The organism is Pedobacter nutrimenti, assembly GCF_032678445.1.
In the GTDB taxonomy this organism is placed as follows: Bacteria; Bacteroidota; Bacteroidia; order Sphingobacteriales; family Sphingobacteriaceae; genus Pedobacter; species Pedobacter nutrimenti_A.
Genome location: NZ_JAVTSQ010000001.1, coordinates 132,933 through 144,499, shown reverse-complemented (window position 1 = coordinate 144,499; position 11,567 = coordinate 132,933). Strand labels below are relative to the sequence as shown.

General features: G+C 41.5%; 11 protein-coding genes. 7 read left to right on the top strand and 4 right to left on the bottom strand.

Annotated features, from left to right (window positions below):
• The first annotated feature begins 17 nt into the window (after positions 1-17).
• Complete coding sequence (locus tag R2S08_RS00635; protein ID WP_316833388.1) at positions 18-701, top strand: DUF4290 domain-containing protein; 684 nt, start codon at positions 18-20, stop codon at positions 699-701.
• 34 nt (positions 702-735) lie between these two features.
• Positions 736-2,061 carry a UDP-N-acetylglucosamine 1-carboxyvinyltransferase gene (gene murA / locus R2S08_RS00630; protein ID WP_133777703.1) on the top strand — a complete coding sequence of 442 codons (1,326 nt, stop codon included), beginning with the start codon at positions 736-738 and terminating at the stop codon, positions 2,059-2,061.
• A 70-nt stretch (positions 2,062-2,131) separates the two neighbouring features.
• Here murA and R2S08_RS00625 read toward each other — a convergent pair whose 3' ends face one another.
• Both R2S08_RS00625 and dprA read right to left on the bottom strand, forming a co-directional pair.
• Entirely contained in the window at positions 2,132-3,493 is a 1,362-nt protein-coding gene (locus R2S08_RS00625) for a pyridoxal-phosphate dependent enzyme (protein ID WP_316833387.1), read from the bottom strand.
• A gap of 151 nt (positions 3,494-3,644) precedes the next feature.
• A complete protein-coding gene (gene dprA, locus R2S08_RS00620; protein ID WP_316833386.1) occupies positions 3,645-4,736 on the bottom strand; it encodes a DNA-processing protein DprA in 1,092 nt (363 codons plus the stop codon).
• A 141-nt stretch (positions 4,737-4,877) separates the two neighbouring features.
• Between dprA and R2S08_RS00615 the strand changes: the two genes are divergently transcribed.
• Complete coding sequence (locus R2S08_RS00615) at positions 4,878-5,249, top strand: BlaI/MecI/CopY family transcriptional regulator (protein WP_316833385.1); 372 nt, start codon at positions 4,878-4,880, stop codon at positions 5,247-5,249.
• Positions 5,246-6,448 (top strand): M56 family metallopeptidase, encoded by a 1,203-nt coding sequence (locus R2S08_RS00610; protein ID WP_316833384.1) that lies wholly within the window; start codon positions 5,246-5,248, stop codon positions 6,446-6,448. The genes R2S08_RS00615 and R2S08_RS00610 overlap by 4 nt, the downstream gene beginning before the upstream one ends.
• Positions 6,449-6,491: 43 nt before the next feature.
• On the opposite strand, the gene rsmG is transcribed toward R2S08_RS00610, so the two are convergent.
• Both rsmG and R2S08_RS00600 read right to left on the bottom strand, forming a co-directional pair.
• Positions 6,492-7,124, bottom strand: coding sequence for a 16S rRNA (guanine(527)-N(7))-methyltransferase RsmG (gene rsmG / locus R2S08_RS00605; protein ID WP_316833383.1), 633 nt, complete (start codon positions 7,122-7,124; stop codon positions 6,492-6,494).
• Complete coding sequence (locus R2S08_RS00600; protein ID WP_316833382.1) at positions 7,115-8,260, bottom strand: glycosyltransferase; 1,146 nt, start codon at positions 8,258-8,260, stop codon at positions 7,115-7,117. The genes rsmG and R2S08_RS00600 overlap by 10 nt, the downstream gene beginning before the upstream one ends.
• 167 nt (positions 8,261-8,427) lie before the next feature.
• Between R2S08_RS00600 and tgt the strand changes: the two genes are divergently transcribed.
• The 3 genes from tgt to R2S08_RS00585 are packed head-to-tail and all read left to right on the top strand — an operon-like array spanning position 8,428 to position 11,557.
• Positions 8,428-9,558, top strand: coding sequence for a tRNA guanosine(34) transglycosylase Tgt (gene tgt / locus R2S08_RS00595; protein WP_316833381.1), 1,131 nt, complete (start codon positions 8,428-8,430; stop codon positions 9,556-9,558).
• Complete coding sequence (locus R2S08_RS00590) at positions 9,559-10,662, top strand: LptF/LptG family permease (protein ID WP_133777708.1); 1,104 nt, start codon at positions 9,559-9,561, stop codon at positions 10,660-10,662.
• A gap of 1 nt (position 10,663) precedes the next feature.
• Complete coding sequence (locus R2S08_RS00585) at positions 10,664-11,557, top strand: DMT family transporter (RefSeq protein ID WP_316833380.1); 894 nt, start codon at positions 10,664-10,666, stop codon at positions 11,555-11,557.
• Positions 11,558-11,567 lie beyond the last annotated feature (10 nt).

Genomic DNA, 11,567 nt, shown 5'->3' with positions numbered 1-11,567 from the left:
TATAGAGAAAATAGAACATGAAATTCGATTATAATACCACAAGAAACGAATTGATCCTGGCAGAATATGGTCGCAATGTGCAGAACATGGTGAAGTATATTTGTGAACTGGAAGATCGCCAGGAACGCAATAGATATGCCCAGGCAGTGATCGATCTGATGGGATTTTTAAACCCGCACCTTCGTGACGTTGCGGACTTTAAGCATAAATTATGGGATCACCTGCACATCATCTCCGGCTATAAGATCGATGTAGATAGCCCCTATCCAAAACCAACGCCTGAAGCGGCAATGATCAGACCCAAACATATTGGCTATCCGCAGCAAAAGATCAGGTATAAGCACTACGGAAAAACCGTGGAAGTGCTTATTGAAAAAGCAAAAGCCCTGGAAGAACCAGAACGCAAAGCGGCTATGGTTCAGGGAATTGCTAATTTCATGAAAATGGCCTATGTAACCTGGAACAAGGACAATGTAGCCGACGAAACCATTTTAAAGAATTTAGCCGAACTTTCGGGAGGAGAACTTCAGCTGGAAGAAAATGTAAACCTGGCCAAGGTAGAATTTAAACCCGTGAGCAACAGACCTGCCAACAACAACAACAGAGGCAGAAACAACAACAATAACGGAAAAAACCGTCAAAATAACAACAACAATAATAACCGTCAGCAAAGGAACAACAATCCGAAACAAAGACATTAATTACCATCAGCATTAAGACAGGAACAGAGAGTATATGAACGCATTTGAAATTATTGGTGGCAAAAAACTAAAAGGCGAAATCCAGCCTCAGGGCGCAAAAAACGAAGCTTTACAGATCTTATCTGCCGTTTTATTAACGGAAGAGAAGATCACCATAAGCAATATCCCCGACATCAAAGATGTCAACAAACTGATCGAATTACTGGGCGACCTCGGCGTAAAAGTAGAACGTTTATCTAAAGACACTTATACTTTTGAAGCAAAAAATATCAACCTCGACTACTTCCAGTCGGATATCTTCAAAGCCAAAGGAGGCGGTCTAAGAGGCTCTATCATGATTGTAGGTCCACTTCTTGCCCGTTTTGGTAAAGCCGCCATACCTAAACCAGGAGGCGACAAAATAGGAAGAAGACGTCTTGACACCCACTTTCTGGGTTTCGAGAAACTGGGTGCCAAATTTGTTTACGACAACAAAAAAGAGTTTTTTAACGTAGATGCGACCGATCTGAAAGGCGCTTATATCCTGTTGGATGAAGCTTCAGTAACCGGAACAGCTAATATTGTGATGACCGCAGTACTGGCCAAAGGCACTACAACCATTTATAACGCGGCCTGCGAGCCCTATTTACAGCAACTTTGTAAAATGCTGAACCGCATGGGCGCTAAAATAAGTGGCATAGGTTCCAACCTGCTGACCATTGAAGGTGTCACCAAACTGGGTGGAACAGAACACAGAATGCTTCCGGATATGATAGAAATTGGTTCATTTATCGGCCTTGCTGCCATGACTGAATCTGAGATCACCATCAAGAATGTATGCTATAACGAACTTGGTGTCATTCCTGATACATTTAAAAAACTGGGTATCAAGTTTGAACTTCGGGGCGACGATATTTATATTCCCTCTCAAAAACATTATGTAATAGAATCATTTATAGACGGTTCTATGCTCACCATTGCAGATTCTCCATGGCCTGGATTTACACCAGACCTGTTGAGCATTGTATTGGTAGTCGCTACACAAGCCAAAGGATCGGTACTGATCCATCAGAAAATGTTTGAAAGCAGGCTTTTCTTTGTAGATAAATTAATCGATATGGGTGCACAGATCATTCTTTGCGATCCACACCGTGCCAGTGTAAACGGTATAGATAAACAATACAAACTCAGAGGTATCAGTATGACTTCACCTGATATCCGGGCAGGAGTTTCTCTACTTATTGCAGCCTTATCTGCAGAAGGAACCTCGACCATCTATAATATAGAGCAGATTGAACGTGGTTATCAGGACATTGATATCCGCCTGCGCGCATTAGGTGCACAGATCAAACGTGTAGAAGGTAACGGACCAAGCCATTAATACCCCAATCAAAAGACATAAAAAAAGCCCCAAATGGGGCTTTTTTTATGTCTTAAAAATAATGCATCTCTTAACCAGAAATCGCATTGATAATATCATATTGGGTAATAATTTCAATTTTTCCCTGTTCATCTTCTACCAGTACCGCACTATTTTCCTTATTGATCAATGCAGAAATCCGGTCTATTGACGTATTCATATCCACAAAAGGAAAAGTAGCCGTCATAATTTCGCTCACCGGAGCAGATTTCAAAGATGGATTTTCCAACAAAGCTTTAAGGATATCTCCCTCTGCCAGTTTACCAACCACCATTCCCTTCTGGGTAACCGGAATCTGAGAAATATTCAGGGTATTCATATTGTTAATAGCCTCCAGAATGGTCTTTTCGCAGTCAATCGTAATGATCTCAGACTGGTCTTTTTTAGCCAGAATAGCACGTGCTGTAAGTTTCTCATCCTGTAAAAAGCCACGCTCTCTTAACCAGTCCTCGTTATACATTTTACCCATATACCGGCTGCCATGATCATGAAAAATCACCACCACTACATCCTCAGGTTTTAGTCTGTCTTTCAATTGCAACAAGCCCGCAATAGCAGAACCCGCAGAATTTCCTACAAAAATGCCCTCTTTACGGGCAATATCCCGGGTCATTAAAGCCGCATCTTTATCGGTTACTTTTTCAAAAAGATCAATCAGGTCAAAATCCACGTTCTTAGGAAGAAAATCCTCGCCTATCCCCTCAGTGATATAAGGATAGATCTCATTTTTATCCATGATGCCCGTTTCCTTATACTTCTTAAATACAGAACCATAAGTATCTATGCCCCAGATCTGAATATTCGGATTTTGCTCTTTCAAATATCTACCGGTCCCCGAAATTGTTCCGCCAGTTCCTACCCCTACCACCAGGTGAGTAATCTTACCTTCTGTCTGCGCCCAGATTTCCGGACCAGTCTGCTCATAATGCGCCAGAGAATTGGCCAGATTATCATACTGATTTGGTTTCCAGGAATTTGGAACTTCACGCTCCAAGCGTGAAGAAACGGAATAATACGAACGCGGATCTTCCGGTTCTACATTCGTTGGGCACACAATCACCTCCGCACCAAAGGCACGCAGCGCATCTACTTTCTCTTTTGACTGCTTATCTGTTGTTGTAAAGATACATTTGTATCCTTTAATGATCGCTGCCATGGCCAATCCCATTCCTGTATTACCAGAGGTCCCCTCAATAATGGTCCCTCCTGGCTTAAGCAGACCATTTTGTTCTGCCACCTCTATCATTTTTACGGCCATACGGTCTTTGATCGAGTTTCCGGGATTGGTAGATTCCACTTTAGCTAAAACAGTAGCCTCAATTTCCTTCGTAATATTGTTCAGTTTAACCAGCGGCGTATTGCCGATTGTTTCTAATATATTGTTGTACCACATGATACAAAAATACAATTTGACCCTTAGAATTCTATTTACAAATAGAAATTTAAAATATAATTTTACATAATAAGAATAAATGAAATATAATTTTAATCTACTACACCAATAGACTTACAAACCTTTATTTTTATAGGTGAATCAAAATTTCCTAATTAAGCTGATAACGTTTTCCGGGCAAAACAGTAACAAGACCCAACATCTCCAGGTTAAACATCAGTACACTTAGCCTATTTTGTGGCAATGCAGTCTTCAGTCCAATTTCATCAATCAAAGCAGTACCAATTTTCAGGATATCAATAATTTTACGCTCCTCCACAGAAAGGTCTGGAAACAGGCTCGCCTGGTGCAGTGTCTTTTTCTTCCCGGGAGTTTCCCAGCCCAGATTCACCAGTAAATCATCAGCACTACTAATCAACGCAGCGCGATTCGTCTTCACCAGGTAATTACAACCCTGCGAACACAGGTCATTTACCCTGCCAGGAAAAGTGTATACATCCTTATGGTAGGAATTGGCCAGCTCTGCTGTGATCAGGGCCCCGCCTTTTAGAGTCGCTTCAACCACCAAAGTGGCATCTGAGATCCCGGCAATGATGCGGTTTCTTCTGGGAAAATTACCTTTTTCAGGTCGGGTATGTATCGGAAACTCCGTCAACAGGCCACCGTTTTTGAGCATATTGTAAGCTGTTTCCTTATGAAGATGCGGATAAATCCGGTCCAAACCATGCCCCAGTACCCCTACCGTGGGAATCTGATGTTTCAAACTTTCCCGGTGTGCAGCCACGTCAATACCATAAGCAAGTCCGCTCACCACCACCACATCATAAGGTCGCAAAGCTTCCGCAAGCTCAGCACAGAGGTTCTTCCCGTAAGCAGTAGCCATCCTTGTCCCCACTACGCTTAATATCCTTTGATGGTTAAGGCTGGCAGTACCCTTATAATAGAGCAATACTGGTGCATCATGACACTCTTTTAAACGCCCAGGATAATCCGGATCTGTAAAAAACAGTGGTTTGATTCTATTTTTTTCGATAAATTTAAGCTGTTGTTCAGCGGTAAGCAATGCTTTGCCACTCAGAATCTGGGTGGTCATCACCGCACCAATACCTTCTATAGCAAGCAGCTCATTTTTCCTTGCACTAAACACAGCTTCAGCTGTACCAAAATGTTCCAGAAGAATTTTCGACGATACAGGGCCTACTGTATCAATAAAAGAAAGGCCCATTTGATGAATTATACTCATAGGCTAAATTAACATTCAACAATCCAAAAGAAAAATAAATACACAAAAAGAAATAAAAGAAGGGCACCTAATAAAACTATGAAAATAGTTTGAAAACTATAAAAATAGTTGTAACTTTAATTAACCTAATCATTAAAGAAGATGAGAGAACTTACAAAAGCAGAAGAACAAGTCATGTTAATTTTATGGGAAATTAAAGAAGGGCTGGTAAAAGATGTCATTGAAAAAATGAACCCACCCAAACCAGCTTACAACACAGTTTCCACAGTTATACGCGTACTTGAAAGCAAAGGATTTATCGATCATAAGGCTATTGGCAATACCTATATCTATTTCCCACTCATTACAGAAGCTCAATACAAACACTTTGCTTTTGATAAAGTAATGAATAACTATTTTGAAAACTCCTATCAAAGCCTTGTCTCTTTTTTAGTTAAGGAAAAAAACATGGACATGGACGAGCTTGATGAATTGATCCAACTGGCTGAAAAACTCAAAAACAGAAAATCATGAACTCGCTATATTACCTCCTAGAAGCAAATGTATATCTCGTTCTCTTTTATGCATTTTATCTGCTGCTCTTAAAGAAAGAAACATTTTACACTTTAAACAGGTACTATCTTCTTTCCTCCAGCCTGATCTCCTTTGTTTTACCTCTGCTGCAAATCAGTCATCTTCATCAATGGATTTCCGGGCAAGAAAATCTCCCGATAACTCACATTCCCACTCCGGAAAACAACACAAGTTATTACTGGGATGGCTTTAGTCAGCTTTTAATACTAACCTATCTTATCGCCGTTAGCCTGCTCAGCCTCCAGCTGCTTATCAAGCTGATCGCTTTGGCCCGTCTTGCCTTAAGCTCAAAAAAACAACACTATAATGAACTCATTTACATAGAATTGAAAAATTCAGACGCGGCATTTTCATTTTTCAACCTGTTGTTCATGCACCCTTCTGCGCCAAATAAGGAAATTATTGTTGAGCATGAAATGGTCCACATCCGGCAAAGGCATAGTCTTGACATCCTCTTGTTTGAACTGATTCAAATCCTCTGTTGGTTTAATCCAGTCGCCTGGTTTCTGAAAAAAGAAATTAAGCTGATCCATGAATACATAGCCGATGATCTGACCACAAGATTTGCTATTCAAAAACATGATTACGCTCTTTTTCTAATTCAGAATTCATTTGGAAACCCTGTAAATCAACTCACTAATCAAATATTTAATCCATCCATTTTAAAAAGGAGAATCACTATGTTAGACAAAGAAAAATCCGGATTCCGATCCCGGTTCAAATTTCTGCTGGCCCTACCAATTGCCGGAGGCATGCTCTGCTGCTCTACCCTGGCCTTCAGCAAAGAGTACGCCCTGATTGATCTATCGCCTCAAAAACCTGCAGTCCAACAACAGGACAGCACTAAAAAAAGTACGCATCACAAGCAAGTGCAGCCTCCTCCCCCTCCAAAAGATGCTGTAGCGAAACCAAATAAACGAAAAGCAACCCCTGATCAGGTGAAATTTCCACCACCCATCATAAAGCAAGTAAAATTCCCACCTCCTATTATAAAACCAAATCATCCGACAACAGGAAGACATAAAAAAAACTCAGGCCACGATCAAATAAAGTTTCCGCCACCCATCATAAAAAAAGATCAGCCAGCACCGCCACCGCCACCAGTACCAGTACCGCCAACAAAAGAAAATAATCCATAAAAAAAGGGAAGCTGAAGCTTCCCTTTTCCATTTTTCAAAGTTGTTACTGTGGTATATATACCACGTATTTAGTTTCAAAGAAATCCTCCTCAAAGTATTCTGCCAGTGGATACAGCTCTGCTTTTAGCCTGGATTCTTTAATCTCCTCCTGTAGTTCCCCGCCTTTTAAGTATAAAATCCCGTTTGGAATTGCATTTTTAGAGTCTTTTTTAAACTTTCCTTTCACCCAGGGGTAGAAATCTATTAAACGTGTTACCGCCCTGGACACCACAAAATCATACTGATCTGTGATCTGCTCTGCACGCAAATGACTGGCTTTTACATTTTTTAAGCCCAATGCCAAAGCCACTTCTGTAACTACTTTAATCTTTTTCCCTATAGAATCTACGAGATGGAATTCCGTATCAGGAAAAAGAATAGCCAGAGGGATGCCAGGAAAACCACCACCTGTACCCACGTCCAGAACCTTTTCTCCCTTTTTAAAGCTGCAGAACTTAGCTATTCCCAGTGAATGGAGGATATGTCGTTCGTACAACTCGTCAATATCTTTCCTGGAGATCACGTTGATCTGTGCATTCCAGAAACTGTATAAAGGATAAAGCTGATCCAGCTGCGCGATTTGCGTTTCAGTCAGATCTTTAAAATATTTTTGAATGATTGTTGATTTTATTTCCACTGGGCTTTTTTAACAAATATAGACAGAATGCCGTTAAAGATTAGAAAAATGAACAAGAGTATATCCAGAACCGGGAACCACCAGGCCAGGCCAGGGTAGTTTAAACGCCTTAATAATTTAGGGTATACAAAGCACCTGATCAGAATACTCAGGCCAAAAACACCTGCTGCAGGATACCATAATGTTTTAAAGAAACAGGCTGCAATGAGCATCATATAGAATAAAAACTGGATCAATGCCTGAGCAGTCAAAATAAACCGATGTTTACCTTTATACATTTTACCGGCTCCAAAATGTCTCTTTTTCTGTCTCAGATATGCTGCAAAACTGGTCTTGGGTAAACTCCACACCTGCGTATCCGGATGGATACGGATGGCCGTATTTCTTGCGGTTGCATGTGCATTTACAAAAAGATCATCATCACCAGAGGGAATATGCATATGAGCAGCAAAGCCTTTATTTCTAAAAAACAACGATTTTTTATAAGCCATATTCCGGCCAACCCCCATATATGGCATACCTTTTAAAGCAAAAGAAAGGTAATTTACGGCCGTAAAAAAGGTTTCAAAACGGATTAGCGCATTCAATAAACCTCTTTTTCTGGTATAAGGTGAATAGCCCAACAGGATTTCTTTATGGTCTTCCGGCGGTTGTTGCATACCCAGCAACCAGTTTGGAGAAGCCGGATAACAATCCGCATCTGTAAAAACAAGCCAGTCATTTTTCGCGGCCTTAATACCCATGGTCACTGCAAATTTCTTTCCTGCAATAAATTTTCCGCCATCAGCAACAGTCACTACCTTCAGCTTTTCATACTTCTCCGCAAACTCCTCCAGAACAATCCTGGTACCATCCCAGGACCGGTCATTGACCACAATCACTTCAAAATCAGGGTAATTCTGATCCATGATCGCCGGCAAAAAAGTCTTCAGATTCTCCGCTTCATTTCGGGCACAAATCACCACACTTAAAGGCCTTATGCCATTTGGGAGCGGTTCTTCTATAGAGACAGAGGCTAATTTCTGATGTACAAAAAGTGTAAAATACAGCTGTACGACGAAACAAAAAACTAATACGCCGAGCAGGCAGATTTCAATTAAGGTTAATTCCACGATGGTATTTCTAAAAGCTGTCAAATTTCTGGTTTTTAATCTGTAATGCCTCTGTATGTTGATAAAAAATTTAGCGCTTAAATCCCTCCTTTTTTTGCTATTTTTGACGAGATTTTTTGGGAAGCTATCAAAACAGCGCACAGGCGCAACTATTTGAGCGCCGTTTGACCCAAAGGAATAAAAAAACATAGATGAAATTTACTTTAGAGGCCCAGGACGCGCAGTCGAAAGCAAGAGCAGGTGTGGTAAGCACTGCACACGGAGACATCCAAACCCCCATATTTATGCCGGTAGGCACCGCAGGAACGGTTAAAGCAGTTCACCAGCGGGAATTGAAAAACGATATTGATGCACAGATTATCCTTGGCAATACTTATCATTTATATCTTCGCCCGGGTCTTGGTATCCTGGAACAAGCCGGTGGCCTGCACAAATTCATTGGCTGGGACCGTCCGATCTTAACCGACAGCGGAGGTTACCAGGTCTATTCTCTAAGTAAAGTACGTAAAATTAAAGAAGAAGGTGTTACCTTCAGGTCGCATATAGATGGTTCCAAACACCTCTTTACACCGGAATATGCCATGGATATCCAGCGGACCATCGGGGCAGATATTATTATGGCCTTCGATGAATGCACCCCTTATCCATGCGACTACAAATACGCTGCAGCATCCATTAACATGACACACCGCTGGTTAAAGCGCTGCTGCACCCGTTTTGATACGACAGAACCTAAATATGGTTTTGACCAAACCCTTTTCCCTATCGTTCAGGGTTCGGTATACAAAGACCTGAGGGTAAAATCAGCAGAATTCATCGCCTCCATGGGTAGAGAAGGCAATGCCATCGGCGGCCTTTCTGTTGGAGAACCAGCCGAAGAAATGTATGCCATGACCGAGGTCGTTTGCGATATCTTACCAGAAGACAAACCCCGTTACCTGATGGGTGTAGGTACACCCGTTAATATCCTGGAAAACATAGCCCTCGGGGTAGATATGTTTGACTGTGTGATGCCTACAAGAAATGCCAGAAACGGTATGCTTTTCACTAAAAACGGCATTATCAATATCGGAAATAAGAAATGGGAAAACGACTTTTCTCCTATTGAAGCCGACAGCGACCTGTTTGCAGATCAGGTTTATACAAAAGCCTATCTAAGGCATTTAATGCACTCCAAAGAAATCCTGGGTGCACAGATTGCCACCCTGCACAACCTTCATTTCTACCTGTGGCTGGTAAAAGAAGCCCGGGAAAAGATCATCAACGGCGAATTTTATGCCTGGAAAAACAAAATGGTCACTATCTTAGGCAATAAATTATAGATGAAGTTCCTCAGAAGCAGATTTAAGATCATTGACTGGTATATTATCAGTAAATACCTCGGTACATTTATTTATACCCTAACGGTATTTATTGTCATCATCATTATATTTGATCTTTCTGAGAAACTCGATGATTTCCTGGGTAACCACCTCACCATCTGGCAGGTATTCACTTTATATTACGCAGGATCGATCCCTTTTTACGTCAACATGCTTTCCCCACTGATCAACTTTATTGCCGTGATCTTTTTCACTGCTAAAATGGCCGATCAGACGGAGATAGTACCGATATTGAGTGGCGGAGTAAGCTTCAACCGCTTTCTGCGCCCTTATTTTATTTCCGCATCGTTCATATTTGCGGCCAATTTGCTGTCCAATTTGTTTATTCTTCCCTACACCAATCAGATCAAAAACAATTTTGAGAACGTGTACATGAAGAAAAACGACCCCACCAGCAAGCAAAACATACACATGAAGCTGGATGACAACACCTATATCTATATAGAAAGCTTCGACAGCAAGAGTAAATCCGGCTTCCGTTTTATGCTGGACAATTTTAAAGGTGATGTACTGGCTAAAAAACTGGTGGCCGATGAGATCAAATGGGACTCTGTGAAGCGCTCCTGGAAACTCACCAATTATACAGTAAGAGACATCAAGGGCCTTAAAGAAACCTTTAAAAGCGGTGCTGGCGCCACTAAAGATACCATCCTTGACATGCGTCCAGATGACTTCTCTGTTTACGACAATATCTTTGAGAACATGAGCAACAAGGACCTTTCCGATAAGATCAGGAAAGAGAAAACAAGGGGCTCCGGTATCATGAACGACCTGCTTTTTGAGCAATATAAACGCTATCTACAGCCCCTTTCTGCCTTCGTACTCACCCTGATTGGGGTAGCTTTATCCTCCAGAAAAGTCCGCGGAGGAATTGGTATATCACTTGGAATAGGCATTTTTCTCAGCTTTTCTTATATCGTTGTAGACCGCTTTGCCAAGATGTTCTCTTTAAAAGGAGGCATTCCACCCCTGCTTGCCGTACTGATGCCGACTATATTTTTCGGCTTATTAGGCTTATATTTGCTGCGGAAAGCCCCAAAATAACATGCCCCTTACCCAGACCAACAACACCACCAAAAACCTGCTCATCCTTCATTTTACAGTTTTCATCTGGGGCTTTACAGGCATTCTGGGGGCGCTGATCTCCATCAATGCAGTACAAATGGTATGGTATCGTGTCATGATTGCCTCCATTACACTGTTTCTATATTTTATACTCAGCAAAACCAGTATTAAAGTAAGCAGGAAGCAATTTCTGCAATTCATCTTTACAGGAAGCCTGGTGGCCCTCCACTGGATACTGTTCTTTCACGCCATTAAGGTTTCAACCGTTTCTGTAACCCTGGTTTGCCTCTCTTCATTTACGCTTTTCACGGCAATTTTAGAGCCCCTTATGAAAAGGCAAAGGATGCAAACAGGCGATGTAGTGATTGGTTTCATCATCATTCTGGGCATTTATCTGATCTTTAAATTCGAAACAAAATACACTTTAGGAATCATTTTCGGTCTCTCAGCTGCAGTAGCCTCCGCCCTTTTTTCAGTCATCAATTCCAGTCTGGTGCAAAAAAGTGAAGCCAGAATCATCAGTTTTTACGAGATCACAGGCGCATTTTTCTGGATCACTTTGTACCGTTTATTCGACAAAAGCCTGCTCACAGAGACCTTCAATTTAAGTGGTAGCGACTGGCTTTACCTCTTCCTTTTAGGTACAGTTTGTACCGCCCTTGCCTATGTTGCAGGTGTTGGAGTGATGCGCTATTTATCGGCATTCCGGGTAGCACTGATCACCAATCTCGAGCCCGTTTACGGCATCCTTTTAGCCTTCCTTTTCTTCGGAAATAAAGAGACTATGACCCCCGGATTTTACGTTGGAGCCGTCCTGATTTTGGGTGCAGTTTTCCTGTACCCCATCTACAAAAAAAGAAGAAATCAATTCTAAAAAAAGCCCT